The sequence below is a fragment of the Paraburkholderia steynii genome, from assembly GCF_900100565.1.
GTDB classification, from domain to species: domain Bacteria; phylum Pseudomonadota; class Gammaproteobacteria; order Burkholderiales; family Burkholderiaceae; genus Paraburkholderia; species Paraburkholderia terrae.
In genome coordinates this window covers 302152-327127 of the sequence record NZ_FNDI01000008.1, presented here as the reverse complement: position 1 = coordinate 327127, position 24976 = coordinate 302152, and the positions used below count along the sequence as shown (strand labels likewise).

Genomic DNA, 24976 nt, shown 5'->3' with positions numbered 1-24976 from the left:
CACCGCATTCGACACACCACTCATGAGCGACAACTCTCACAAGCGGGACTTTTCCAGCAACTCGCGCTTACCCGGCATTTCGGCGCTGGCGGCGGGCATCGGCCTGCTCAGCACGCTTGCTGCATACGTGCTGCTGAGCCTGATTCATCTGTTCACCAACCTGTTCTTCTTCGGCAGCTTTTCGTTCGCCGATCGTTCGCCTGCCACGAATACGCTCGGCGCGTGGGTGATCGTGATTCCCGTGATCGGCGGATTGATCGTCGGCATGATGGCGCGCTTCGGCTCGGAGAAGATTCGCGGACACGGCATTCCCGAAGCGATCGAAGCCATCCTGTTCGGCAAGAGCCGCATGTCGCCGAAAGTCGCCGTGCTCAAGCCCTTGTCGTCGGGCATCGTGATCGGCAGCGGCGGCCCGTTCGGCGCGGAAGGCCCGATCATCATGACGGGCGGCGCGCTCGGCTCGCTGATCGCGCAGTGCGTGAAAGTGACTTCGGCGGAACGCAAGACGCTGCTCGTCGCGGGCGCCGCCGCGGGCATGACGGCCGTGTTCGGCACGCCCGTCGCCGCCGTGCTGCTCGCCGTCGAACTGCTGCTGTTCGAATGGCGGCCGCGCAGCTTCTTGCCTGTCGCGCTGGCCTGCGCTGTCGCCGGTTTCGCGCGCGCGATCTTCTTCGGCACCGATCCCCTGTTTGCACTTCAAACCGCACCGCCGACGGCCATTTCGCTCGTGTCGTGCGTGATCGCGGGACTGTTGTCGGGCGCGCTTGCATCGGGCTTGTCGGCGGCGCTCTACAAGACGGAAGACCTGTTTCACAAGCTGCCGCTGCACTGGATGTGGTGGCCTGCCATCGGCGGGCTGGCGGTGGGTATCGGCGGATTTATCGAGCCGCGTGCGCTCGGCGTCGGCTATGACGTGATCGGCGATCTGCTGCATCAACATATCGCGTTGCAGGTCGCGGTGGCGATTCTCGTCGTGAAGGCGGTGATCTGGGTGATCGCGCTCGGCTCGGGTACATCGGGCGGCGTGCTCGCGCCGCTGCTGATGCTCGGCGCGGGACTCGGCACCGTGCTCGGCCACGTGCTGCCCGGCAACGAGCCCGCGCTGTGGCCGCTCGTCTGCATGGCCGCGACGCTCGGCGCCACGCTCGGCGCGCCGCTGACGGCCATCGTGTTCGCCTTCGGCCTCACGCACGACAGCAACGCGCTGCTGCCGCTGCTCGCCGCGACGTTGGTCGCGCACGGCTTCGCGACCGTCGTGATGAAGCGCTCGATCATGACCGAGAAGATCGCGCGGCGCGGTTATCACATCTATCGCGAGTATGGCGTCGATCCGCTCGAACGGCATTACGTCGATGAAGTGATGACGCAGAAGGTCGATTCGATCGACGGCGCGCTCAGCGTGCGCGAGACGCTCGCCGCGTATTTCGGCGCGACGCAGAAGCGGCGTGCGTATCCCGTCCTGCGCGCGAGCGGCGCGGTGCTCGGCATCGTCGACCGCGCGATGCTCGATGCCGTGCGCGAAGGCGCGACGCCACATACGCTCGATACGCCGCTCGCCGATGTGCTGAAAGGCGCGGCGCCCGTCGTCGCGCTGCCCGACGAAACTTGCCGGCTAGTCGCGACGCGTCTTGCCGTACACGATCTTGAACGGCTCCCCGTCGTCGTCGATCGCGATTCGATGCAGCTGCTCGGCGTCGTGTCGCGCAGCGATCTCGTGAAGCCTTCCGTCGCGCACTTCGAGGAAGAGCACAAGCGCGAGCGCTTTCGGCGTCTGAGCTTTACGTCGGGCAAAAAGCATTTCCCGCCCGTGCGCAAAACGCGCACGCACGGCTAAGGTCTATAGCGACAACAGTGAAACCCGCGAGCCGGAACAGCCTTCCGGCTCGTGACATCTAACTCCTCGAATCGTGCCCGAGCGCCTCCCTTCCTGAAGAAGGCAGGCCGCACATCTTCCTGGAGGCTTCAGATGAAATCCGTACACTGGCTACTGCTCACCGCGCTTTCACTCGCAGGCGCTCCCGCCTGGTCCCAAAGCGCGGGTCCGACCGATCCACAAATCGCCGCCATCGTCGTCGCCGCGAATCAGGCCGATATCGACGCGGGCAAGCTCGCCGAATCGAAGACGCATTCGAAGGACGTGAAATCGTTCGCGCAGCAAATGGTCACGGATCATACGGGCGTCAACAAGGCGGCCGTCGATCTCGTACACAAGCTCGGCGTCAAGCCCGAAACGAACCCGACCAGCGACAGCCTCAAACAGGGCGGCGAAGCGAACATCGCGAATCTGAAGCCGCTGCAAGGTGCGAAGTTCGATCGCGCGTATATCGATCATGAAGTCACGTATCACCAGAACGTGATCGATGCGCTCGACAAGACGCTGATCCCATCCGCGCAGAACGCCGAACTGAAAGCGCTGCTGGTGAAGGTCAGGCCCGCGTTCGTAGCCCATCTCGATCACGCGAAGATGGTGCAGGCATCGCTGCCGCAAGCGCAATGAGCCGCGTGCGCAACGCCGTGCTGCGCGGGTTCGCAATGGCCTGGTGTGCGTTTGCTGCGCCTGCGTTTGCCGGCGCTTATGTGGTGACGATCGAGCAGATGCGCTTCAACCCACCCACGTTGACCGTGCATCGCGGCGACGAGATCGTGTGGGTCAACAAGGATCTCGTCGCGCACACGGCAAGCACCGACGCGAAAGGCTTCGACTCCCGCAGCATCGCGCCCGACGCATCATGGCGCTATCGGGTCAGCACGCCTGGGCGCTATACGTACCGCTGCATCTTTCATCCGACGATGCATGGCACACTGATCGTCGAACCGGCACCATGACGACATGAAGAGCGACAAGATGAACGGCATGACGGCGCAAGCCGCTTCCACATCACGTTCCGACGACGACGACGCCGATATCGTGCGCCGCATCGTCGCGGGCGACCGCACCGCATTCGAATTGCTGATGCGCCGCCACAACCGGCGTCTCTATCGTCTTGCGCGCGCAACGCTGCGCAACGATGCCGAAGCGGAAGACGCATTGCAGGACGCGTATCTGAACGCCTACAGGTCCATCGCGCAGTTTCGCGGCGATGCACGGCTCTTCACATGGCTCTCGCGTCTCGTGCTGAACGAATGCTTCGCGCGGATGCGCCGCGACGCGCGGCGCCAGAACGTGCTGCCGATGCTGCACGATTGTCCCGACGACGAGCACATGTCATCCATCATGGACACGCTGAACGCCCACGACCACCACGCGCCCGACCAGGCGGCGTCCCGCGCGGAAATTCGCGCGCTGCTCGAACGAAAGCTCGACGCGCTGCCTTCCGGCTTTCGCACCGTATTCGTGTTGCGTTCGGTCGAAGAGATGAGCGTCGAAGAAACGGCGCAATGCCTCGACATTCCCGAAGCCACCGTGCGCAGTCGTCATTTCAGGGCGAAAGTGCTGTTGCGCGAATCGCTTGCGGACGAAGTGGAAAAGTTGGGTCCGGCGCTATTCGAGTTCGGCGGCGCGCATTGCGACCGCATCGTTGCTTCGGTGCTGGCGCGGTTGCGCGACGAATAGCAGGAGAAACGCCATGGCGCGAAGAGCCGGCTTGATGGTGATCGTCGCTTTCGCTGCTTCCGTCTTCGGCATTGAAGCGCAAGCGGAACGCATCCGCATTGAATCGGGCACGTATGGCGCGAATTGCGGCGCAGCAACAGGCAACGCCACGCGCGATCTCGCGAAGCACTGCAACGATCGCGCGACTTGCCGCTACATCGTACACACGCGGCTCGATGCAACGCAGCGCGCATCGTGTGCGCGCGATTTCACAGCAGAATGGTCCTGCGATCACCGCGAGTTTCATCGCGCGATGTTGAGCGCCGAAGCGGGCAACGGCAGCTCGCTGGTGCTCACGTGCATACCTTCGACGGGCGCAGGCAAGTGACCTGAACCGCTAAGCTCAAAGATCCAGCGTCAGGCTCGCGCGCTCTCCTCCCGTAACGGGATGCGCCATGCAGATCAACGCGCACCCGTCCGCGACTTCCGCTTCGATTTCGCCGTCGTAAGCGACCTGTCCCGACAACACTTTCGTCGAACACGTGCCGCACATGCCTGAACGGCAACTCGATTGCGCTTCGATGCCGTGTTTTTCCGCGAAGTCGAGCAGGCTGCCATGCTTCGGCAGCCATTGGACGGTGCGTTGCGATCGCGCGAACGTCACTTGCGCGCCGCCTGCTTCGGCTTTTTCTTCCGCGACGGGTTCGGCCAGCGTCGGCGTGCGCTTCACGCTGGCAGGGCCGAACGCTTCGAAACGGATGCGTTCGTCGGCGACATTCAATGCGCGCAAACCTTCATACAGGTCGCGCATGAACTGCTCGGGGCCGCATAAATAGAAGTCGTAGTCGTCGAACGGCAGCGCGCGCTTCAAAGCAGAAATGTCCACGCGCCCTTGCGTGATGCCTTCAGCAGGCTCGCTCGCTGCGCTGTCGAACAGATGCATCGACACCGACTGATACTGCGCCGCCACGTCTTTCAGATGCGCGCTGAACGGACGCTCGCGATCGCTGCGCGCACCGTGAAAGAAGAACAGCCGCTTCGCCTGACCCTCGTCCGCGACGCGCGCGTTCAGTTCGTGATGCAACATCGCGATCATCGGCGTGATGCCGATGCCGGCGGAAATGAACACCGCCGGCCGCGGGCTGTTCGTGTCGTAGACGAATGCGCCGCGCGGCGCCATTGCGTCGATCTCCATGCCCGCCGCGAAATGATCGTGAAGCCAGTTCGACGCGATGCCCTCGCGCTTCACGCTGATCCGGTAACGGCGCGGATCATGCGCGTCGGACAGCGTATAGGTGCGCGTCAACGGCACATCGCGTCCTTCGACGTGTACGCGAATCGGCAGATACTGGCCCGGCTGATACGCAGGCAACGGCGCGCCATCCGTGGATTCGAAATAGAAAGAGCGAATGGAAGCCGTCTCTTCGACGACAGCCGCCACCTTCAGCTTGTGCCACGGCGACACGGCAGCGGCCTTGCGAATTGCCGCCGCGAATTGCGGCGCGTATTCGACATCGGACCAGCGAAACGGCAGCACGCCCTCGCTGCGCCGCACTTCCTGCACATGAAAACGCATCAGTCTTTCGGCGCCTTCGAAAGCGGCAAGTTCGGCGCCCTGCCAGATGATCTCGGCGCGCACGGCGAGATACAGCAGATCGCCGCTCGCGAAGTCGATGAACAGCAGTCCCGCGCGCGGATCGTGCAGCAGATTGCCGATCGTATTGAAGAACTTGTTGCCCGTGAAGTCGGGCGTGGTGAGCGTCGCCGCGTCGCTGATCCGCACGAAGCCCGGCACGCCGCCGCGATGCGAGACGTCGACACCGCGCGCAAAGCCCGCGTCGTCCGCCATATTCGCGCTTGCGATGAAGAAGGTGTCAGCGCGCGCAAGGAACGCGCGGTCCGCGTCGCTCAAGTGCGTCGAGATTTCCTGCGGCACTACAACACTACCTTCAGCACGGTCGATGAAAGTCGGCACACGCCCCTGAATGTACTTCGCGCAGTTCCCGAAGCTCTGGGTCACTTCGAGCGTAACCATATCGCCGTCCACGCCCGTCACGACGCCATTGATCCGGTTGCGCCGCCGCGTCTGCGGCTGGATGCCGAGGCCGCCGATCATCGCGCCCGTCTGCCAGCGCGGGCCGAGCGGATCGCCGGGCAGCGCGCGGCTGTCGATGCGCAGCGTGCGCGCATCCGGCGACGACACGAAGCCCGGTTCGCCCGTGCGAATCGTCGCCCACGGCTGCCCGCTCGCATCGACGCCGCCGAACACCATGAACGGCTGCTGCGCGAAGAACTCGCGGTGCTGGTCCGGCATGTAGCGGCGAATGCTGCGCCGCCCCGACGAGTTCGCCTGACTGTCCACGCCTGCGAGCCGCTGCGCGGCGAGTTCGTCGGCGTGAAACGGCGAGGTGTCGAGGCCCCAGCCGTTCAGAGGAATGAAATCGGACATGTCAGGCTCCTGCAGGCAATACGTCAGCGTGTTGCGTCGTACGGAACCGCTCGTCGCTGACTACTCGGCGAGCAGCCCCGCCTTCGTCGCCGGCATCGCGATGAAGCGCGGCAGCGCCTCCACGCGGCGCAGCCACGCGCGAATGTTCGGATACGGCTCCAGCGACACGCCGCCTTCCGGCGCGTGCGCGATATACGTGTGCGCGGAAATATCGGCGATCGTCACGTGCTCGCCGGCTGCAAACGGCTTGGTCGCCAGTTCGCACTCGATCACGTCGAACAGCTTCACCGCGATGCCCTTCGCCGTTTCGTGATTCAACGGCGCGCCGAACACGGTGACGAGCCGCGCGGAGCACGGGCCAAACGCGATCTGCCCCGCCGCCAGCGACAGCCAGCGCTGCACGGCCGTCGCGCCGAGCGCGTCTTCCGGTAGCCATGATGCGTCGCCGTAGCGCTTTGCCAGATACACCAGAATCGCGTTCGAATCGAACAGCGTCACGTCGCCGTCCTGGATGGTGGGCACCTGGCCGAACGGATTCAGCGCCAGATACTCGGGCTTGCGGTTGTCACCGGCGCGCATGTCCAGTTCGATCACTTCGAACGGCAGGTCGAGCAAACTCAGGAACAGCTTCACGCGATGCCCATGACCCGATAGCAGGGTCGTGTACAGGCGGATCGGCTGGGCGGGCTTGGCTGCGGGCATTCGTCACTCCGGGTTCAGTCATGTTGGACAATACGAAGGTTAATGCACGGCGCACAGCCGAAGAAGCCTGATAACCTTGAAAACACAATCATCTGAAAGTGGACAATCGACATGGCCGACGTGCGCGACGTGAACCTGAACCGGCTGGCCGTTTTCGTCGCCGTGGTCGAAGCGGGCTCGCTGACGGCGGCCGCCACGCGGCTCGGGCTCGCGAAAACGATGGTCAGCACGCACATGCAGCGGCTCGAAGCGGAAGTGGGCGCGAGCCTGCTGGTACGCACGACGCGCCGTCTCGGCATCACCGAGGCGGGCCGCGCGTTCTACGATGCGAGCGTGAAGATCCTGCGCGCCGCAGAGGAAGCGCTGGCTGAAATCGGCGGCGAAGAAGCGCCCGTGCGCGGCACGCTGCGCGTGAGTTGCCCGATCGACTACGGCACGCTGGTGGTCGCCCCTGTGCTGGTCGAACTGCGCCGCGCGCATCCACGGCTCGATATCGAACTGCTGTGCAGCGACCACGTCGTCGATCTGATCGCGGATGGCATCGACGTCGCGATCCGGCTCGGGCGTCTCGCGGATTCGAACTATCGCGCGGTGACGCTCGGCGGCTTCGAGAAATGGGTCGTGGCGAGCCCGGGATTCATCGAGACCTGGGGCGAACCGCAAACGCCCGCCGATCTGCCTGCGCTGCCTTTCGTCGCGCTGACGGTGCTGCAACGGCCCCAAACGCTCGACTTGCGCCACACGAACGGCGGCACGGAAAGCGTGCGCTGCGAAAACGCGTTTCTCGTGAACACGGCGGAAGCCGCGCGCGCGGCGACGCTCGCGGGCGGCGGACTGGGGCTCTTGACGGACTTTTCGATCGGCAAGGACATCGCGGCGGGACGCCTCGTTCGGCTGCTGCCCGAATGGTCGACGGAACCGGCGGGTATCCAGGCCGTGTTTCCGCCGACGCAGCACACGCCGTCCAAGGTCCGCGCGCTGATCGAGACGTTCAGGACGTACCTCGCGCGCGACGCGGCGCCACTGCATCAGTAGAATTGTCCGTCCGGGTTTCAGCCGATCAAGAAACGATGCCGCCGTGCCGTTGACATGGCGAGTCGCGCCATCGGGCGCAATCGACAATCACGAAGCGACCATGAAAAACATCGACGACACGCAAGACATGCTCGGCGCCGCGTTTCTGCGCCATGACGATGCCAGCGCCAGCATGCGCGCCGAAGGCGAGCGGCTCGAACACGACAGCGCCGTGTATCGCACGCTGCTCGAATCGACCAAAGCGATCCCGTGGAAGATCGACTGGGCGACGATGGCCTTCACCTACATCGGTCCGCAGATCGAGGCGCTGCTCGGCTGGGCGCCGTCGTCGTGGAAAACGGTCAATGACTGGGCCGAACGGATGCATCCCGACGACCGCCAGAAGGTGGTCGAGTTTTGCGTCGCGCAGTCGCAGGCGGGCACCGATCACGAAGCAGACTATCGCGCGCTGACGAAAGACGGCGGCTACGTGTGGCTGCGCGACGTCGTGCATGTGGTGCGCAAGCCCGATGGCGGCGTCGATTCGCTGATCGGCTTCATGTTCGACATCAGCGAACGCAAGCGCACGGAAGAAAAGCTCGCGCGTCTGCAGAAAGAACTCGAAGACCTGTCGTTCAAGGATGGGCTGACGGGCGCGGGCAACCGCCGCATGTTCGACGCCGTGATGCAGCGCGAGTGGGCTGCGGGTCAGGAAAGCGGCAAGCCGCTGTCGCTGATCATGATCGATATCGACTTCTTCAAGGCCTACAACGACTACTACGGCCACCTCCAGGGCGATGAATGCCTGAAGCGCGTCGCGGGCGTGCTCGCACAGGCCGCGCGTTCCGGAGATTTTCTCGGACGGTTCGGCGGCGAGGAATTTGTGCTGGTATTGCCAGACACGGATGCGGATGCCGCCGTGAAGATGGCCGAACGCTGCCGCGATCTGATCGATGCCGAGGCGATCGCGCATGTGCGCTCGCCGCATCAGCAGCGCGTGACGGCGAGTTTCGGCGTGGGCACCATCGTGCCGAATGGTTCGTCCGGCGGGATGGACACGACCGCGTTCATCAACCTGATCGACGCTCAGCTGTATCAGGCGAAGGACAACGGCCGCAACCGCATCGTCGCCGTCGATCGCGCGAGCCTGGGTGGCGAGGCGTTCCGCACGCACTCGCGCTGAGGCGCGCGTTTGCTGACTCTGCGAAAGAAACGCCGCGACGGATCACACCGTCTTCAGCACACGCGGTTTCACCTCGGGCACGGGGATGGGGACGGGAAAGCTGGTTAACTCGCTTTTGCCCGCGACGATCGACAGATACCTCAAGCAACACACGCGCAGGAACGACGCGAAATTGCTCGGCACTTCGCCGCGCAGCGCGATGAGTTCGTCGTAGAGCTTGACGGCGAATTGCGTGGTCGTCATGTTCTCGCGCGAGGCGATTTCATGCAGCACGTCCCAGAAGAGATTCTCCAGACGCACAGTCGTAATCACGCCGTGAATGCGCAGCGAACGCGTGCGCGATTCGTACAGGATCGGGTCCGCGTTCACGTAGACATTGCACATGGTTTGTCTCCATTGTTCGTATGAGTGCGGCGGCGGCCATCGCGCCCGCCTGCCGCACTCGATGAGTTCACGTGCGTCGTTCAGATTGTGCGCCTGTTCATCTGCCCTGCGATGTAGTCGGCCTGACGGATCGCCAGTGTCACGATAGTCAGCGTCGGGTTTTCCGCCGCGCCCGTCGTGAACTGGCTGCCATCGGAGATGAACAGGTTCGGCACGTCATGCGTCTGGCCGAAACGGTTGCACACGCCGTCCTGCGGCTTCGCGCTCATGCGCGCGGTGCCGAGGTTGTGCGTCGACGGATAGGGCGGCACCTTGTACACGGTCTTCGCGCCCGCCGCCTGATACACGGCGCTGCCCTGCTTGAAGCCGTGCTCGCGCATCGCTTCGTCGTTCGGATGATCGTCGAAATGCACGTTGGGCACGGGCAGGCCATATTGATCCTTCACGTCGGTATTCAGCGTGACGCGGTTGGTCTCGCGCGGCATGTCCTCCCCGACGATCCACATGCCCGCCGTGTACGGATACGCGTCCATGGCCTGCGTGAAGTCCGAGCCCCAGGCGCCGGGGTCGAGAAACGCCGCATAGAAAGGCAGCCCCAGCGACACCGTCTCCATGTGATAGCCGCCCGCGAAACCACGCGACGTGTCGAAGCGCGCTTCGTCTTCGATGATGCCCGCCATCGTCGTGCCCTTGTACATGTCGACCTTGTCGTTGAACACGGCATAGACCGAGCCCGTCGTGTGACGCATGTAGTTGCGCCCCACCTGTCCTGACGAATTCGCCAGCCCGTCAGGGAAGCGGCTCGAATGCGAATTCAGCAAGAGACGCGGCGTTTCGATCGCATTGCCCGCCACCGCGACGATGCGCGCCTTCTGGCGTTGCAGCTTGCCGGCGGCGTCGTAATAGACGACGGCGCTTGCCTTACCCTTCGCATCCGTTTCGATCTTCACGACCTGCGCCTGGGTGCGCAATTCCATGTGGCCCGTGGCCTGCGCGCGCGGAATCTCCGTGTACAGCGTCGACCATTTCGCGCCTGTGCGGCAGCCCTGGAAGCAGAAGCCGCGCTGAAAGCAATGCGCGCGGTCGTCGCGCACGATGCTGTTGGTCGCCATGTGGCCGGTGTTGCATTCCTTGTAGCCGACCTTCGTCGCGCCGTTGTACATCACCTTGAAGTTGTTGTTGCCGGGCAGGCCGGGCAAACCGTTGGTGCGCGTCACGCCCATTTTCTTTTCGGCGCGGTCGTACCACGGCGCCATCTCCTCGCCCGTCACGGGCCAGTCGAGCAGGTTCGCGTCCTTGATCGTGCCGTAATTCGTTTTCGCCTTGAATTCGTGGGGCTTGATGCGCAGGCTCGCGCCCGCCCAGTGCGTCGTCGTGCCGCCGACGGTCTTGCAGATCCACGCGGGCAGGTTCGGGAAGTCGGTGGCAACGCGCCACGTGCCCGACGTCGTGCGCTTGTCGAGCCACGACAGCATCGAGAACGAGCCCCATTCGTCAGTGGTGAAATCGCCTTGCGTATGCAGCTTGCCCGCTTCGAGCACGATCACGTCGATGCCCTTTTGCGCCAGCTCGTTCGCCAGCGTGCCGCCGCCCGCGCCGGAGCCGATGATGACCACGGCGCGCGCATCGTTGTGCGCGAAATGCACCTTGTTGTTGTCGTCCATGTCAGGTCTCCGTTGCTCAGCTGTCGGTGGGAATCGGACCGCTCGCGGCGGCGGGCGGATTCGGCAGCCACGCCAGATCGTTGAAGCCCTTGGTCAGATAGCCGCCGTCGCCTTGCGCCGCGCCGTAGCCAAAGTGCACGTAGGCCATGTCGTTGCTGTACAGCGAGACGATGGCTGTCGTGCGCACGGTCGTGAAGAACGGCGTTTTCTGCATCGCGGCGACATCGCGCGCCTGCTCGGCGGGCGAGCGCTTGGTCCAGTCCGAGCCGTTGAGCGCGTCGAGCTGCTTCACGCCATCGGCGAGTGTCTGGCGCGCGGCCGGGTCTTTCTGCGCCTTCGCATCGAGGTCCTTGACGACGAGCGCATAGACCGCGTCGTCGAGCGTCTTGTGCGGGTACTGCTGCTTGACGAAGGCGAGCAGCACCGCCCCTTGATGCGTATCGAGCGCCTGCATTTCGAGCGCCCATACGCGGCTAGGCGCAAGCGTCGCGAGTATCGACGGGAACGCGAGCGTGCCGATCAGCACACCCGTGCCCTTGAGCCACTCGCGCCTCGCCAGCGAGCGCGGCGCATGCGGCGTATCCGGCTCATGAGCCGTGGCAGACGTTGCGGCGATTGGAATCACTCTGTGACTCATGCCTGTCTCCTTGATGGTTGTGTTGTGGGGGTACCGCGTCATGCGCGGCTTTCTATTGGTAATGCCCGTGCCGTTCGAGTACTTCGATCTTGTAGCCGTCCGGGTCCTGAATGAAGAAGTAACGCGCTAGCAAGGCGCCGTCGTCGTTCTTGAATTCGCGCACGTCGTTCGGCGTCATGCCGAGTTGCAGGAGACGCTCGCGCTCGCGCTTCACGTCGTCGACGACGAACGCGACGTGCCCGTAACCGTCGCCATGCGAGTACGCGTCTTCGCGTCCCTTGTTCCAGGTGAGTTCGATCTCGTTGTCGGATTCGTCGTTGCGCAGATAGACAAGCGAGAAGTCCGGAAAATCGAGCCGATGCGAAGGCTCGAGCCCGAACGCACGCTGATAGAACTTCAGCGAGCGGTCGAGATCCTGAATGCGGACCATCGTGTGGATCATCTTGGCCATGTCGTCCCTCCTCCGTTTGATGCTGAGTGTAGGAGGGCGATGTGCGACGTGGTAATGCAGGGCTAAATGCGCTTAGGGACTTGCCCTATGTTGCAGATGCGTGCGGGTGCGATGGGATCGGAAGGTGTCTTCGAGTGTGAAGACGATGCGATGCGCCTATGGGCAATGAAGTGCGGCGCAGCATGCGCGCACGGCGCATGCCACTGTTCGACGCGCGATCCAGGGTAAGCGATAGGCCGTGCGAATGTCGCAGCGTGGCTGCTGCGATGCGCCATCTGCTGGATGACAGCGAGCCTATAAAGCGTTCACCTCGTGCGGCGGGCTGATGCCTGCATGCGCGAGCGCCTCATGCAGCGTGTCGAATACGTTCGAATCGCCGACGACCTGCGTAATGCGATGCCGGTCCATATCGGCGCGCAGATAAGGATTCACTCGCCCGAAGATGACAGCCACCTTGCGGTCTTGCAGATCCGTAATCAGATCGCTCAGCGTGAGGGCCGCCGAGTAGTCGAGCGCGGTGATCGCGCCCGCATCGATAACGAGCGAATGCAGATCGCCGGATGCTGCATCGACGAGTTCGATCACTTCCGCTGTGAAGACATGATCGTTGGCGAAGAACAGATCGGAGCCGAAGCGGTACACAATGAGTCCCGGCGCGCTCATGATGCCCGGCTTCGCGGGCACGGGCTGCCATCTGCCGTTGGCGGGCGACGGTTCCATCACCATCGTATGCGGACGATAGCTGTGCCGCACATGCCGCAGCAGCGACAACGCGACGGCGAGCAGAATGCCATGCTCGACGCCGACCATCACGACGGCGGCCGCCGTGATGAGCGCGAGCGTGAACTCGCCGGGGCTTTCGGCGCGGATCGCCGCGAGACTCGGCACGTTGACGAGACCGACTGCGATCGTGAACACGATCCCGGCGAGCACGCAATGCGGCAGGTATTGCAGATACGAGCTGAAAAAGAGCAGCACGACCACGACCACACCCGCGAACGCCAGTTGCCCGATCTGGCTGCGCGTGCCCGCGCGTTCGGCCATCGCCGTCTGCGTCGGGCTGCCGTTGACGACGAACGTGCCGCTGAATGCGGCAGCGGCATTGGCCGCCGCCAGTCCGAGAATGTCGGCGTTGGTGTCCACTTCCTCGTGATACTGCTGCGCGAACACGCGGGCCGCGGCAGCGCTTTGCGCAATGATCATCACGAAGCACGACGCCGCCACGGGCACGAGGTCGAGAAACTGTTGCCACGTGACAGCCGGAAACGCGAACGGCGGCAGACCGCCGCTGATCGGGCCGAGGATCGTAATGCCGTGCCCGGCGAAATCGTAGGTCTTGCTCGCAGCGATGCTGCCTATCACGGCAATGAGGGGTATCGGCATGCGCGGCAGGAAGCGCTTGCCGATGAGAATCGCGCCCACCACCAGTACCGTGAGCGCGAGCGTCGGCAGATGCGCATGGACGACATGCCCAATCACATAAACCAGTTGCGCAAGACTTCGCGACGAGGGATACGGCACGGTCATGCCGAACATGTCGCCAAGCATCGCAATCGACACCTGTATGCCCACGCCCGTCAGGAAGCCGACCAGCACGGTGCGCGAAAGGAAATCGGCGAGAAAGCCGAGCCTGAAAATCCGGGCAAGCAGCAGGAGCGCCGCCGTCAGCAAGGCGACCATGCCCGCCAGCGCGACATACTCGACACTGCCCATCGGCGCGATGGTCGACGCGCGGCTGGCGAAGATGGTCGCCGTGGCCGAGTCGGCGGCGACCACGAGGTGCCGCGACGCGCCGAAGAACGCGAACGCGACGAGCGGCAGGAACACGGTGTAAAGCCCCGTCACGGCGGGCATGCCGGCGATGCGCGCATAGCCGAGCACCTGCGGTATGTCCATCGACGCCAGCGAGATGCCGGAGAACACATCGCGCCATGCGCTCGCGCGGCCGATCGGAAGGATGCCCTTCAGAAGGCTCAGGGATGCTGAAGATTTTTCTTTTGAGTTATGCATGCTCAAGTACGTTGGAGTGCTATCCACGCATCCTGCCCTGAATGTTTGCGCTGTGGCAAGAAACCTCGGCGCCTATCCGCGCTCCGTACCGGAAATCATTTACGCATCTGTACCGGTACTGTACCGGAACCGATCGGTACACTGTCGCAATCTCGAAATACTTGCGGAGCCGTCCATGACCCTCGACACCCTGAGCGCCAGCGCCCTGCCCGCCGGCATCCTGTTCGCGCTCGTCACGACCATCACACCCGGACCGAACAACACGATGCTGCTCGCATCCGGCGTCAATTTCGGTTTTCGCCGTACGCTGCCGCATATTCTCGGCATTAGCGCGGGCGTCGCGTTGCTGATGCTGTCGGTGGGGTTCGGGCTTGGCGAAGCGTTCCGCCGCTTCGAAGTGCTGTACACGGTGCTCGAAATGCTGAGCGTCGTGTATCTGCTGTATCTCGCGTGGAAAATCGGCACGTCGGGCGAGATGCAGGTCAAAAAAGGCGAGCGCCGCCCGATGCGCTTTCATGAAGCGATCGCGTTCCAGTGGGTCAATCCGAAGGCATGGATGATGGTGCTCACGGCAGCGACGACGATTCATCTGAGCGCCGACTTCGGTATCAATGCGCTGTTGATGGCCGTGCTGTTCTATGTGATCGGCTTGCCGTGCATCTGCCTGTGGGCCGCGTTCGGCACCGCGATGCGCCGCGCACTGTCGAACCCCGTGTGGCTGCGCACGTTCAACATTGCGATGGCGCTGATGCTCGTCGCGACGCTTTATCCCATCGTGTTGCGCCTGATCGCGTGACGCGCGGACAGTCTGGAAATTTTTCTCGCTTTGCACGACTTTTTGGCCAGCCGCCGCGCGCTTCAAACGTCCGTTTTCCACCACGGCCCGTCTCGCGAATTGACAGTAGAATAACCAACACATAACCCTGTCCTCGTGAGCGGGCTCAGCACTGTCCTCGCCGGCATCATCGCCGGATTGCGGCATTTGACGGGCTCGATAATTGCTCCAAGACCACGGTTATCTCTGAGCAGATTTCACCGGCGCGTACGCGACGCGCCAGTCCCGCCATTGACAGACGCAGACCGCAAGGGTCGGAGGCGTTGCACACATGGACGCACAGGAATCTCCGGACCGCGAGCGCGGCGGCCGGCAGCAGCAGTACGAGAGCGCGACTCTGCCCGATAGCGACGATCCGCAGGCACGGCATTACAGTTGGGTGCAGATCTGCCTGATCTCGGCGATGGGTCTCGCCGTCGGCGTGATGGGGACGGCTGCATATGTGATCTGGTTCAACCGCGACCAGGTGGCCTACGCCGAAGCCGTCGAATCAGCCCGGCGCCCGCTGCCCACGACGGCAACCAGCGCGAGCGGCGACCTGCGCATCCCAAGCCATGCAGCTGCAGCTGTGCCGACGAGTTCAGTGTCGGGCCGCGTGATACCGGCAACGCCGACGCAAAAACCCGCGCCCGCCGACACTGATTCGCTCGCCGCAGCCCAGACAGCCGACGACGACACGGACGCAGACGCGGACGCGAACGACCCGTCGCAAGCCGCGCGCACCGCGCCCGGGCCAAACAATTCCGCCGCCGCTCGCGCCGACCGTGGCAAGCAGCCGGGCAACGCCGCGCGCCATGCGCAACGGGCGAAACCGAAGGAAACGTTCGTGTCTCGGCTGACCGCGATGTTCCGCAAGGTCGGCTATCACCGCCGCACCCGGGAGCCCGGCAACAACCCCGATCCGTATTCGCACCCCTAGCCCGCCGGCGTGAAGCAAACCGTCACGCCGATCCGCCCGCTCAGCCCGCGATGGCGCCCGCAGCCGATCGTGGTCGGCGCGCTCGCACTCGCGTGCCTCGTGGTCGGGCTGCTCTACGTTGCCGTGCAGGTCAAGGCGCTATTCTCCGATCACTTCCAGCAGCAATACGCAACGCTCGTGCTGGAAGCCGTCGGGCGGGCCGACAATGCGCTCAACATGGCGAGCCTGCTGAAGCGCAACGCGCCTTCGAATGGCGCTAACGCGACATATCAGCAAGCGCTCGACGAACTGGGCGCACGCGTGACCGAACTCGACGCGCTGATCGGATCGAGCCCCGTTCCCGCGCCGCGCTTGCCGCAAGCCAACGCGACGGCAAAGAGTCTCGACGAACTGAAGCAGTCGCTCGCGGCCACGGCGGACTACTGGCACGCGCGCCGCGACGCCGTCAGTCACGATGTCCGCCGGCGCACGCTGCGCGTCGCGAGCGTGCTCGCCGTGCTGACGGTCGTGGTGACGGGCGCGCTGTTCGCGGCGCTCGTCGTGTTCGCGCGGCGGCATCGGCGGCTCGCGGGTCTCACGCATCAGTTCCGCCACGCCGCCCAGCATGACGCGATGACGGGCCTGCCCAACCGCCAGCAACTGCTCGCGCGGCTCGACCGCATCGCGGCCGAGCGCGCGCCCGGCAAATGCGCCGTGCTGTATGTCGACCTAGACGGCTTCAAGCAGGTCAACGACACCCTGGGCCATGCCATCGGCGACGAATTTCTGATCGCGCTCGCGCAGCGCTTTCGCCAGTCGCTGCGCCCCGGCGATATGGTCGCGCGCATGGGCGGCGACGAATTCGCGGCACTCGTCTCCGGTTTCGGCAACGACACGGAGCTCACGGGCATCGCCGCGCGGCTGATGAACTGCGTCGGCGAAACCGATACGCAAATGGGCCTCGGCTTCGTGCGCGCGAGCGTCGGCATCGCGACCTATCCCGATCGCGTCGCCGATCACCGGCTGCTGGTCGCCGCCGCCGACGGCGCGATGTACGAAGTCAAGCGCCACGGCAAGAATGGCTACGCGTTCGCCGTCAGCCCCATTCCGCCCGCATGATTTCGACGCGAGACAGCGCTTCCATCGAGTCGATTCCAGCGATCAACGCCGCCAGTTCAGCACGTCCATGCTGTTTCAATCGAATCTGAGAAACGCAATCAACTTCCGTCCGGCGCTGCCGTTATAAGGGTTCAGCAAGGCGCGGCAGCATGCGCGCCGTCTCCTATGAACGGTCGAGTTGAAGTGCCTCACGCGTCAGCCATCAGCCAGTGAAGAACATCGCGTCCGTAATGAGGTCGTTGACAGGCAGACTTCGCACATCCATCAAGCGCTTGCGGCTCCACGGCCACGGCAACGCGCCGCATCGCGCATTCATTCTGCTGCCTGCGCTGACCGTGCTGATCCTCGCTGTCTTGTGGGTCACGATCCTGATGCGGCTGCGCGTCGAAAAGACAGCCGTGCTGCATGACGCGCGCGTCGCGGCCGGCACAGTCGCGAGCGCGCTCGACACGCACACGCTGAAAACGATTCACGACGTCGACACGATCGCGCTGCTGGTCAAATACGGCTACGAAAGCTCGCCCGATACGTTCGATCTCAAGAAATACCAGGCCTACGGTCTCATCACCGCCGACACGGCGCTGCAAGTCACCTTAGCCGGCGCAGACGGTCATGTGATCACATCGACGATTCCGTTTTCCGGCGCGATCGACCTCAGCGACCGCAAGCACTTTCGCGTGCATCGAGAGCGGGCCGACGTCGGGCTGTTCCTCAGTGAACCGGTGATCGGCCGCATCTCGCGGCAATGGTCGATTCAGGCGACGCGGCGCATCAACCGTCCGGACGGCAGCTTCGGCGGCGTCGTGATCGTGTCGGAGAATCCCGCCTGGCTCACCGACGGCTTTTACACGAGTGCCGCCCTCGGCGAGCACGGGATGATTGCGGTGCTGTCGGGCCGCGGCTCGATGCTGTCGCGCCGCGCAGGCGATGCGCCAAGCCGCACGGGCGAGTCGCTGCCGACGGGCTACGTCGATCCGCGCGGCAACGACGAAATGTTCACCGACCCGATCGACCGCGTGGAACGCATCGTCGCGCGCCGCGAGGTCAAGCGGTACGGGCTCACGGTGATGGCGGGCCTCTCCGTCGCCGAGACGCTCGACGACTACTACCGGATGCGCCGTGTCTACGTGACGATGGCAAGCGTGATTTCGGCGATTCTGGTCGGACTGTCCACGTGGATCGCCGCGCTGATCCTGAAACTGCTGAAGGGTCGGGAGCAGTTGCACCGGCTCGCGCATACCGACCGCCTGACGGGCCTGTCCAATCGCGGCTGCATCATGGATCTGCTCGAGGAAGCCGTCGCCGCGCCAGACGCCGCTGGCCGCGTGGCCGTGATTTTCGTCGACCTGGACCGCTTCAAGGAACTCAACGATACGTTTGGCCACCATCTGGGCGACACGATTCTTGCTGAGATCGCACGGCGCCTGACGGATGTTGCGCAGGGCCGCGCGCAGGTCGGACGGCTGGGCGGGGACGAGTTCCTCGTCGTGATCGAGGACGACGCGGCGCTGGCGCCCGACGTTGCCGACGCGATCACGGCGGCGCTGGAGGTGCCTGTCAGCGTGCATGGCAATGCGTACCGCGTGTGCGCGAGCCTCGGCATCGCGGTGCTGCAATCCGGCGAACGCGCGGAGGATCTCGTGAAAAGCGCGGACCGGGTGATGTACGACGCAAAGGAACTCAGCCGCGCGAACCGCGCGCCGAGGGCAAAGAACGCGCTCGTCGCGTAATACAGGCAGAACCAATACAACGCATTCGGCGCATCGCTTGCTCGCGACGATACGAATGCTCTAAAACCAGGGGAAAACGGCTCAAGCTTTACGGCTTGCTGTCGTTAGCGCAGTGTATGGAAAGGAAACTCGCACAACGCATCGTCAGTTCGGCGCACCGCGCGGCAGAAGCGATCGCGAACGCCCGCACGGATCTGCCCGAAGTCCAGCGGGATCAGTTGTACAGCCGCGTGTTCATCGGGCTGCTGGAAGACAATGTCGGCGCGGCAAACATCGGCGAACTGATCGACTCGCTTGCCAGGCCCTGACGTTGCCTCTCGCGCCTGCCGTGTTCAGCCCCGCCCGATTCGCTCGATGAAGCGCCACAGCGCGTCATCGGTCGAATGCGGGACGTTGAAACGGAACCACGCGCTCGGTGCATCGTCGGGACGGAAGTAGGAACCGGGCGCGAGCCAGATACCATCCGACAGCGCCGCCGTCGCGATCTCGCCCGCGCGCTCCGGCTCCACGCGCAAGCGGGCGAACAGGAACAACCCCGCGCGTGGCCGGTGAAAGACTTCCAGCCCCAGCGCATCCAGCCGTTCCTCGACAATCGCGTGCGCGGCGCGCAGCCTCTCGTTGACCTGCTCGACGTGGCGCGCGTAGCGCCCTTCGTGCAGCACCTTGTCGACGATCCGCTCGATCGCCTCCGACGAAGTCAGCCCCACCGCCATCTTCGTGCGCGCCAGTTCGCGCAGCACGTCGCGCTCGGCGACGACATAGCCGCAACGCAACGCGGGTGTCACCGTCTTCGAAAAGCCGCTGATATACAGCACGCGGCGTAAGCCTTCCATTGCCGCGAAAATCGGCGCGCCGGGGGAGCCAAGTTCGCGGCTCACGTCGTCCTCGATCACCCACATGCGGTTGCGCTCGGCGATCTGCAGCAGCCGGAACGCGGACGCCATGCCGTAGGTCGCGCCCGTCGGATTCTGCAAGGTCGTGTTGACGAAGATCGCCTTCGGATGATGCACGTCGACGATTTGCTCCAGCACGTCCGTATCGATGCCCGCCGGCGTGCGCGGCACGCCGATCACGTTCAGCCCGGCAAGCTTCAGGATTTGCAGCAGATTGCAGTAGCCGGGATCTTCGACGACGACGGTATCGCCCGCGCGCAGCAGCGTGCGCACGATCAGGTCGAGCGCCTGGGTCGCGCCCTGCGTCAGCAGCACGTTCGACACCTCGACGGGCAGGCCGCGCCGGTCCATCTGCTCGGCGATCTTTGCGCGCAGCGGCGCGAAGCCGTACGGATGCCCGTAGTCGCCCAGACGCGCGGCGGGCACGCGGCTCATCGCGCGGAACGCGTGCTGCATGCCCGTTTCGTTGATCCACTCGTTGGGCAGCCAGCCGCCGCCCGCCTTGATCGGCATGGAATGGTCGGCGAACACGTCGGACAGCAGCCAGGTCGCCGTGAGGCTGGGCGGCTGCCAGTCGACGGTATTCGCATGCGTGGCCCGCGCGCGCGGCGCGACGCGATAGCCGGAGCCGCGCCGTGCCGTCACGAGGCCCATCGACACGAGCCGGTTGTACGCCTCCGTCACCGTGAACGTGCTCAGCGAATGCGATTGCGCAAGCTGGCGCACCGACGGCAGCAGCGCGCCGGCGCGCAGCGCCTCGCTGTCGATCGCATGCGCGAAGCCCTGCACCACCTGCTCAACGAGCGTCGGCGCCAGGCGGCGGTCACGATCCAGTTCGATTTCGATCATCAGGGTTCATTCAGATGGCAACGGATACCGCGCCAATTTCAGCACAGTTAGGCCGATTCGACCAGCACAGTTAGCAGCGCAGTGAGTCAACTGTTTATGTCCGCCATTTAACCTCGGACGCTACAGTTTCGCTATCCATTCGAGGAGAAACTCATGACTTCGCGCCCTGTAATCGACGATCTGTCGAACTTCTGGATGCCGTTCACCGCCAACCGCCAGTTCAAGTCGGCGCCGCGCCTGCTGGAATCGGCCAAAGGCATGTACTACCGTTCGACCGACGGGCGCGATGTGCTCGACGCGTGTGCGGGCCTGTGGTGCGTGAACGCGGGTCACGGCCGCGACGAGATCGTCGCCGCCGTCCAGAAGCAGGCCGCCACGCTCGACTTCGCGCCGACCTTCCAGATGGGCCACCCGCTCGCGTTCGAAGCGGCGTCGAAAGTCGCGGAACTGATGCCCGAAGGGCTCGACCGCGTGTTCTTCACGAACTCCGGCTCGGAGTCGGTCGATACCGCGCTGAAGATCGCGCTCGCCTATCACCGCGCACGCGGCGAAGGACAGCGCACGCGCCTGATCGGCCGCGAGCGCGGTTATCACGGCGTGGGCTTCGGCGGCATTTCGGTCGGCGGCATTGCGCCGAACCGCAAGACGTTCTCGGGCGCGCTCCTGCCGTCCATCGATCACCTGCCGCACACGCACAACCTCGAACACAACGCGTTCTCGAAGGGCCAGCCGGCCTGGGGCGCGCATCTCGCCGACGAACTGGAGCGCATCGTCGCGCTGCACGACGCGTCGACGATTGCCGCGGTGATCGTCGAACCCGTGGCGGGCTCGACGGGCGTGCTGATTCCGCCGCAAGGCTATCTGCAGAAGCTGCGCGACATCTGCACGAAGCACGGCATCCTGCTGATTTTCGACGAAGTGATCACGGGCTTTGGGCGTCTGGGCGCGGCAACGGCCAGCGAATATTTCGGCGTGAAGCCCGACCTGCTGACGATGGCCAAGGCGATCAACAACGCCTCCGTGCCGATGGGCGCGGTCGCGGCGAGCCGCACGGTGCATGACACGATCGTCAACGCTAGCGCGCAAGGCGCGATCGAGCTGTTCCACGGCTACACGTACTCGGCGCACCCGCTCGCCGCCGCCGCCTGCGTGGCGACGCTCGACCTGTATCGCAGCGAAGGGCTGTTCGAGCGCGCGGCATCGATGGCGCCGAAGTTCGAGGCCGCCGTTCACGCGCTGCGCGACGCGAAGTACGTGAAGGACATCCGCAACCTTGGCATGGTCGCGGGCATCGAACTGGAGCCGCGCGACGGCGCGCCGGGCGCCCGCGCTTACGAGGCGTTCGTCAAGTGCTTCGAGGCGGGCGTGCTGATCCGCTTCACGGGCGACATCCTGGCTTTCTCGCCGCCGCTGATCATCGACGAAGCGCAGATCGACCAGATCTTCCAGACCGTCCGCAACGCGCTGGCTTCGATCCAGTAAGCGTCTTGCACGCCGCTGCCGCTCGCCGCCGTCGTTTAAACGACGGCGAGCGCAGCGGCGGTTCTCCCGCTAGCTTTCAATGATGCGCTCGTGCGGCCCGCGTATGCGCAGCCTTCTTCGCGGCCGCCGACCGGCCCGCCGCGCCCTTCGTTGCAGCAGCCTTCTTGGCCACAGCGGACCGGCTCGCGGCCGGTCGGCGCGCTGCCGCTGCTTTGGCCTGCTTTGACAACGCTTCCTTCGATGCGCCCTGTCCGCTTTCGCGTTTCAGCACGGCCTCGGCAACGCGCGAGCGCTTCGCCCTCGATTCGCTGCTCGGACGGCGTGCGGCCGTGGTCTTCGAAGCTGTTTTCGCCGTGGCCTTCTTCGCGGCTGAGTGCTTCGCGGCAGGCGTCTTCTTCTGTCCCGCAGCCGTGTCCGCTGCGGCTTTCTTGCGCGTGGCTGCGCTCGTCGTTCCCGCCTTCGGCTGCTTCAGCGCGACGCCTGCACGGCGAGCCTTCGACAGACCGATCGCGATAGCCTGCTTCGCCGATTTGACGCCGTGCTTGCCTTCGCGCACGTGATCGATTTCTTCCTTCACGAACTCGCCGGCTTGAGTGCTCGACGACTTGCCGGCGCGCTTGTCGGCGGCGGCACGCTTGAGGGTTGCTTTATCAGGCATGACCGTGCTCCCGGTAATGGTGGCGTGTCATATGCAGCAACGGGTGTGCCTTGTTCTCGCTGACCGCTGTCCTGGCTCGAAAGCCCTGCGTTTTTGGGGGCCTCCAACCGCTCGCCAGACGAAGGAATGCTTCGATTCGCGCTGCCTGGCAATCACGACGCAGGCGGCCCCGATGCGCAACGAAGGCTGCGCAATGCGTCGATAGCGTCTATGGTTTACGTCAAAGGCGGCGATGCAACCGTCAGGAGACGCCTCATGAACACACAGACAGTCAGGGCAGGCGCCCATATCGAAGGGATTCACTGGGTGGCCGAATACGCGGAGACCATGCACGAGATTCGCATCTTCCGCGAAGGCCAGGAAGTGGACGTTCACAATGCGCCATCGACGCTGTTCGGCGACGAAGAGAACGCCGGTTCGAAAAGCTGCGCGGACCATCGCGCGGCGGAAGCGGCCGTGCTTGCATATCTGCGCCATTTCGTGGCCGAGCACGACGCCGAGGAATGACGGCGCGCACATGAAAAAGGCCAGCCGCGCGGCTGGCCTTCGGGACGCGTCTTACATTCGCGGAATCAGTCCGCGGGACGCAGTTTCTTCACTTCGGCGTCGGACGGCTGCACGCTCGCGCCGTCGATATAGCGGTACGACGTCATCACACCCTTGCCGTCCTTCAGCGCGGTCACGCCGACGAACGCGCCCATCGTCGACTGGTTGTCCTGCGGTCGATACGTGATCGGCCCAAACGGCGTATCGACATTCAAGCCCTTGAACGCGGCTGCGAGCTTGTCGGGATCGGTTGAGCCCGCCTTTTTGATGCCGTTCGCAATCGACATCAACGCCGCGTAGCCGACCACCGAACCGAGGCGCGGATAGTCGTGATACTTCGCTTCGTAGTCCGCGACGAACTTCTTGTTGGCGGGCGTATCGATGGAATACCACGGGTAGCCCGTCACGATCCAGCCGACGGGCGCTTCTGCGCCGAGCGTGTCGAGATAGTCCGGCTCGCCCGTCAGCAGCGACACGACGCTGCGGTCCTTGAAGAGCCCGCGCGTATTGCCTTCGCGAACGAACTTGCCGAGGTCTGCGCTGAACAGCACGTTGAAGATCGCGTCGGGCTTCGCGTCGGCGAGCGCCTGCACGGTCGAGCCGGCGTCCAGGTTGCCGAGCGGGGTTGCCTGTTCGGTGACGAACTCGACGTCGGGTTGCGCGGCCTTCAGCAGCTTCTTGAATGTCGCCGCCGCCGACTGGCCGTATTCATAGTTCGGGTACACGAGCGCCCAGCGTTTTTTCTTCAGCTTTACCGCTTCGGGTGCGAGCATCGCGACCTGCATGTAGGTGGAAGGACGCAGGCGGTATGTGTACTTGTTGCCGTCGGCCCAGACGATCTTGTCGGTGAGCGGCTCGGCGGCGAGGAAGAACATGCGCTTCTGTTTCGCGAAGTCCGTTAGTGCGAGGCCCGTGTTCGACAGATAGCCGCCGAATAGCAGTTGCACCTGCTCGCGGGCGATGAGTTCTTGCGCGACGCGGATCGTGTCGCCTGGGTTCGCGTTGTCGTCGCGTGAGACGACTTCGAGCTTTTTGCCTAGCACGCCGCCGGATGCGTTTACCTGATCTAGTGCGAGGTTCCAGCCGTTTTTATAGGGCATCAGGAAGGCGGGTTGTGCCTTGTAGCTGTTGATTTCGCCGATTTTGATGGTCTGTTGGGCGGAAGCGCTTAGGGCTGTCAGCGAGACGGCTAGTGAAGCGGTAATGCGGGATATCCATGCTGCGCGCGAGGTCATGCGGTGGCTCCGTTTTATTTGTCCGTTCAAGGGTGCGGGTGGGAGGTGCGAAGGTTGAATCGTACCGGTTCTTGGCGTTCGCGGTGTGGGGTGTTGTTGGTCGGTGTTTCTGCCTTTGCGGCGCAGGCGTTGCCGTTCGGTGTTTTGGTCTTTGCGTTGGCATCTGCGTTAGCGCCTGTGCGGCGCGGGCGGTTTGGTTTGCTTGTGTTTGCGCTGGCATCCGCGCTTTGCCTGCGCGGCGCGCGGTCGGTTTGGTTTGCTTGTGTTTGCGCTGGCATCCGCGTTTTGCCTTCGCGGCGCGGTCGGTTTGGTTTTTTGGGGTTTTCGCTGGCATCCGCGATTCGTTAGCGTGCTTCAAGCGTCGCCCCTGTGCGGGGCGGCACCTACTTTTCTTTGCCGCCGCAAAGAAAAGTAGGCAAAAGAAAGCGGCTAACACCGCTGATTTTTGTTTTTGCCTGAGGGCCCCCAAAGGGTCTTACGCTTCACACGGCAGCATTTCTGTTCGCGTTCGTCGCCAATGCTTCGAATGACCGCCTCACCCGCTTCAAATACCCGCACACGTGCAAGCGGCAGCGAATGGTATCTGCCGCCCAGGTGGCAAACTGTGTGTAGGTTGTCGCGACGTACACGTTAGCGCTCTTACATGGTGGAACGCGTGCGCAATCGGTCCGAAGTGAGGCGTGTGTGGCACTACGGCCTACACAC

Annotated in this window: 24 protein-coding genes; 14 read left to right on the top strand and 10 right to left on the bottom strand. The window is 64.1% G+C overall.

Features of this window, described 5'->3' with window-relative positions; all coding sequences use genetic code 11:
* Window positions 1-22 precede the first annotated feature (22 nt).
* The 5 genes from BLT65_RS17340 (at window position 23) to BLT65_RS17320 (ending at window position 3920) form a co-directional block, all read left to right on the top strand.
* Window positions 23-1834 (top strand): chloride channel protein, encoded by a 1812-nt coding sequence (locus BLT65_RS17340; RefSeq protein ID WP_091779398.1) that lies wholly within the window; start codon window positions 23-25, stop codon window positions 1832-1834.
* Between the two features lie 132 nt (window positions 1835-1966).
* Window positions 1967-2497: a DUF4142 domain-containing protein gene (locus tag BLT65_RS17335; RefSeq protein WP_091779396.1), complete on the top strand. Its 531-nt coding sequence runs from the start codon at window positions 1967-1969 to the stop codon at window positions 2495-2497.
* Window positions 2494-2826, top strand: coding sequence for a cupredoxin domain-containing protein (locus tag BLT65_RS17330; protein ID WP_091779394.1), 333 nt, complete (start codon window positions 2494-2496; stop codon window positions 2824-2826). The genes BLT65_RS17335 and BLT65_RS17330 overlap by 4 nt, the downstream gene beginning before the upstream one ends.
* A gap of 4 nt (window positions 2827-2830) precedes the next feature.
* Window positions 2831-3553, top strand: a complete 723-nt coding sequence (locus BLT65_RS17325; RefSeq protein WP_244186510.1) for an RNA polymerase sigma factor — start codon at window positions 2831-2833, stop codon at window positions 3551-3553.
* A 13-nt stretch (window positions 3554-3566) separates the two neighbouring features.
* The gene (locus tag BLT65_RS17320; RefSeq protein WP_091779392.1) at window positions 3567-3920 is read left to right on the top strand and encodes a hypothetical protein; all 354 of its coding nucleotides are present in this window, start codon (window positions 3567-3569) and stop codon (window positions 3918-3920) included.
* 15 nt (window positions 3921-3935) lie between these two features.
* Here the strand turns inward: BLT65_RS17320 and BLT65_RS17315 are convergent, their stop codons facing one another.
* Window positions 3936-5981, bottom strand: a complete 2046-nt coding sequence (locus BLT65_RS17315; protein WP_091779390.1) for a 2Fe-2S iron-sulfur cluster-binding protein — start codon at window positions 5979-5981, stop codon at window positions 3936-3938.
* A gap of 60 nt (window positions 5982-6041) precedes the next feature.
* A complete protein-coding gene (locus tag BLT65_RS17310; protein ID WP_091779388.1) occupies window positions 6042-6683 on the bottom strand; it encodes a glutathione S-transferase family protein in 642 nt (213 codons plus the stop codon).
* A gap of 111 nt (window positions 6684-6794) precedes the next feature.
* On the opposite strand from BLT65_RS17310, the gene BLT65_RS17305 reads away from it, so the two are divergent.
* Together BLT65_RS17305 and BLT65_RS17300 are read left to right on the top strand one after the other, a co-directional pair.
* The gene (locus BLT65_RS17305; protein WP_091779386.1) at window positions 6795-7718 is read left to right on the top strand and encodes a LysR family transcriptional regulator; all 924 of its coding nucleotides are present in this window, start codon (window positions 6795-6797) and stop codon (window positions 7716-7718) included.
* Window positions 7719-7818: 100 nt separating this feature from the next.
* Window positions 7819-8880, top strand: coding sequence for a sensor domain-containing diguanylate cyclase (locus BLT65_RS17300; protein ID WP_091779430.1), 1062 nt, complete (start codon window positions 7819-7821; stop codon window positions 8878-8880).
* Between the two features lie 42 nt (window positions 8881-8922).
* On the opposite strand, the gene BLT65_RS17295 is transcribed toward BLT65_RS17300, so the two are convergent.
* The 5 genes from BLT65_RS17295 to BLT65_RS17275 all read right to left on the bottom strand — a co-directional run bounded on the left by BLT65_RS17295 (window position 8923) and on the right by BLT65_RS17275 (window position 14026).
* Window positions 8923-9264, bottom strand: coding sequence for a ribbon-helix-helix domain-containing protein (locus tag BLT65_RS17295; RefSeq protein ID WP_007747228.1), 342 nt, complete (start codon window positions 9262-9264; stop codon window positions 8923-8925).
* An 80-nt stretch (window positions 9265-9344) separates the two neighbouring features.
* A complete protein-coding gene (locus tag BLT65_RS17290) occupies window positions 9345-10928 on the bottom strand; it encodes a GMC family oxidoreductase (protein WP_091779384.1) in 1584 nt (527 codons plus the stop codon).
* A 16-nt stretch (window positions 10929-10944) separates the two neighbouring features.
* Window positions 10945-11565, bottom strand: coding sequence for a tat (twin-arginine translocation) pathway signal sequence (locus BLT65_RS17285; protein WP_091779382.1), 621 nt, complete (start codon window positions 11563-11565; stop codon window positions 10945-10947).
* A gap of 52 nt (window positions 11566-11617) precedes the next feature.
* Window positions 11618-12016: a VOC family protein gene (locus BLT65_RS17280; RefSeq protein WP_007748683.1), complete on the bottom strand. Its 399-nt coding sequence runs from the start codon at window positions 12014-12016 to the stop codon at window positions 11618-11620.
* A 294-nt stretch (window positions 12017-12310) separates the two neighbouring features.
* Window positions 12311-14026 carry a SulP family inorganic anion transporter gene (locus BLT65_RS17275; protein ID WP_091779381.1) on the bottom strand — a complete coding sequence of 572 codons (1716 nt, stop codon included), beginning with the start codon at window positions 14024-14026 and terminating at the stop codon, window positions 12311-12313.
* Between the two features lie 175 nt (window positions 14027-14201).
* Here BLT65_RS17275 and BLT65_RS17270 point away from each other — a divergent pair, with 175 nt between their 5' ends.
* The 5 genes from BLT65_RS17270 (at window position 14202) to BLT65_RS17250 (ending at window position 18916) form a co-directional block, all read left to right on the top strand.
* Complete coding sequence (locus tag BLT65_RS17270) at window positions 14202-14822, top strand: LysE family translocator (protein WP_091779379.1); 621 nt, start codon at window positions 14202-14204, stop codon at window positions 14820-14822.
* 310 nt (window positions 14823-15132) lie between these two features.
* A complete protein-coding gene (locus BLT65_RS17265) occupies window positions 15133-15780 on the top strand; it encodes a hypothetical protein (protein WP_091779377.1) in 648 nt (215 codons plus the stop codon).
* A 9-nt stretch (window positions 15781-15789) separates the two neighbouring features.
* Window positions 15790-16878, top strand: coding sequence for a GGDEF domain-containing protein (locus BLT65_RS17260; RefSeq protein ID WP_091779375.1), 1089 nt, complete (start codon window positions 15790-15792; stop codon window positions 16876-16878).
* A 230-nt stretch (window positions 16879-17108) separates the two neighbouring features.
* Window positions 17109-18608, top strand: coding sequence for a diguanylate cyclase domain-containing protein (locus BLT65_RS17255; protein WP_091779373.1), 1500 nt, complete (start codon window positions 17109-17111; stop codon window positions 18606-18608).
* 116 nt (window positions 18609-18724) lie between these two features.
* Window positions 18725-18916 carry a hypothetical protein gene (locus BLT65_RS17250; RefSeq protein WP_091779371.1) on the top strand — a complete coding sequence of 64 codons (192 nt, stop codon included), beginning with the start codon at window positions 18725-18727 and terminating at the stop codon, window positions 18914-18916.
* Between the two features lie 24 nt (window positions 18917-18940).
* On the opposite strand, the gene BLT65_RS17245 is transcribed toward BLT65_RS17250, so the two are convergent.
* Window positions 18941-20350: an aminotransferase-like domain-containing protein gene (locus BLT65_RS17245; protein WP_091779369.1), complete on the bottom strand. Its 1410-nt coding sequence runs from the start codon at window positions 20348-20350 to the stop codon at window positions 18941-18943.
* Window positions 20351-20503: 153 nt separating this feature from the next.
* On the opposite strand from BLT65_RS17245, the gene aptA reads away from it, so the two are divergent.
* Entirely contained in the window at window positions 20504-21832 is a 1329-nt protein-coding gene (gene aptA / locus BLT65_RS17240; RefSeq protein ID WP_091779366.1) for an omega-aminotransferase AptA, read from the top strand.
* Window positions 21833-21908: 76 nt separating this feature from the next.
* On the opposite strand, the gene BLT65_RS17235 is transcribed toward aptA, so the two are convergent.
* On the bottom strand, window positions 21909-22490 hold the full coding sequence (locus tag BLT65_RS17235; RefSeq protein ID WP_091779364.1) for a DUF6496 domain-containing protein: 582 nt from the start codon (window positions 22488-22490) through the stop codon (window positions 21909-21911).
* 255 nt (window positions 22491-22745) lie between these two features.
* Between BLT65_RS17235 and BLT65_RS17230 the strand changes: the two genes are divergently transcribed.
* Window positions 22746-22997, top strand: coding sequence for a hypothetical protein (locus tag BLT65_RS17230; protein ID WP_007748721.1), 252 nt, complete (start codon window positions 22746-22748; stop codon window positions 22995-22997).
* Window positions 22998-23062: 65 nt separating this feature from the next.
* Here the strand turns inward: BLT65_RS17230 and BLT65_RS17225 are convergent, their stop codons facing one another.
* Window positions 23063-24271 carry an ABC transporter substrate-binding protein gene (locus tag BLT65_RS17225; RefSeq protein WP_091779362.1) on the bottom strand — a complete coding sequence of 403 codons (1209 nt, stop codon included), beginning with the start codon at window positions 24269-24271 and terminating at the stop codon, window positions 23063-23065.
* Between the last annotated feature and the right edge of the window lie 705 nt (window positions 24272-24976).

Bases quoted from the DNA above. Each gene is read 5' to 3' on its own strand.
- BLT65_RS17280 (WP_007748683.1), bottom strand. From the start codon at position 12,016: ATGGCCAAGATGATCCACACGATGGTCCGCATTCAGGATCTCGACCGC.
- BLT65_RS17290 (WP_091779384.1), bottom strand. From the start codon at position 10,928: ATGGACGACAACAACAAGGTGCATTTCGCGCACAACGATGCGCGCGCC.
- BLT65_RS17275 (WP_091779381.1), bottom strand. From the start codon at position 14,026: ATGCATAACTCAAAAGAAAAATCTTCAGCATCCCTGAGCCTTCTGAAG.
- BLT65_RS17235 (WP_091779364.1), bottom strand. From the start codon at position 22,490: ATGCCTGATAAAGCAACCCTCAAGCGTGCCGCCGCCGACAAGCGCGCC.
- BLT65_RS17245 (WP_091779369.1), bottom strand. From the start codon at position 20,350: ATGATCGAAATCGAACTGGATCGTGACCGCCGCCTGGCGCCGACGCTC.
- BLT65_RS17320 (WP_091779392.1), top strand. From the start codon at position 3,567: ATGGCGCGAAGAGCCGGCTTGATGGTGATCGTCGCTTTCGCTGCTTCC.
- BLT65_RS17315 (WP_091779390.1), bottom strand. From the start codon at position 5,981: ATGTCCGATTTCATTCCTCTGAACGGCTGGGGCCTCGACACCTCGCCG.
- BLT65_RS17295 (WP_007747228.1), bottom strand. From the start codon at position 9,264: ATGTGCAATGTCTACGTGAACGCGGACCCGATCCTGTACGAATCGCGC.
- BLT65_RS17300 (WP_091779430.1), top strand. From the start codon at position 7,819: ATGAAAAACATCGACGACACGCAAGACATGCTCGGCGCCGCGTTTCTG.
- BLT65_RS17310 (WP_091779388.1), bottom strand. From the start codon at position 6,683: ATGCCCGCAGCCAAGCCCGCCCAGCCGATCCGCCTGTACACGACCCTG.
- BLT65_RS17340 (WP_091779398.1), top strand. From the start codon at position 23: ATGAGCGACAACTCTCACAAGCGGGACTTTTCCAGCAACTCGCGCTTA.
- BLT65_RS17330 (WP_091779394.1), top strand. From the start codon at position 2,494: ATGAGCCGCGTGCGCAACGCCGTGCTGCGCGGGTTCGCAATGGCCTGG.
- BLT65_RS17230 (WP_007748721.1), top strand. From the start codon at position 22,746: ATGAACACACAGACAGTCAGGGCAGGCGCCCATATCGAAGGGATTCAC.
- BLT65_RS17270 (WP_091779379.1), top strand. From the start codon at position 14,202: ATGACCCTCGACACCCTGAGCGCCAGCGCCCTGCCCGCCGGCATCCTG.
- BLT65_RS17325 (WP_244186510.1), top strand. From the start codon at position 2,831: ATGAAGAGCGACAAGATGAACGGCATGACGGCGCAAGCCGCTTCCACA.
- BLT65_RS17335 (WP_091779396.1), top strand. From the start codon at position 1,967: ATGAAATCCGTACACTGGCTACTGCTCACCGCGCTTTCACTCGCAGGC.
- BLT65_RS17255 (WP_091779373.1), top strand. From the start codon at position 17,109: ATGAGGTCGTTGACAGGCAGACTTCGCACATCCATCAAGCGCTTGCGG.
- BLT65_RS17285 (WP_091779382.1), bottom strand. From the start codon at position 11,565: ATGAGTCACAGAGTGATTCCAATCGCCGCAACGTCTGCCACGGCTCAT.
- BLT65_RS17305 (WP_091779386.1), top strand. From the start codon at position 6,795: ATGGCCGACGTGCGCGACGTGAACCTGAACCGGCTGGCCGTTTTCGTC.
- BLT65_RS17265 (WP_091779377.1), top strand. From the start codon at position 15,133: ATGGACGCACAGGAATCTCCGGACCGCGAGCGCGGCGGCCGGCAGCAG.
- aptA (WP_091779366.1), top strand. From the start codon at position 20,504: ATGACTTCGCGCCCTGTAATCGACGATCTGTCGAACTTCTGGATGCCG.
- BLT65_RS17250 (WP_091779371.1), top strand. From the start codon at position 18,725: ATGGAAAGGAAACTCGCACAACGCATCGTCAGTTCGGCGCACCGCGCG.
- BLT65_RS17225 (WP_091779362.1), bottom strand. From the start codon at position 24,271: ATGACCTCGCGCGCAGCATGGATATCCCGCATTACCGCTTCACTAGCC.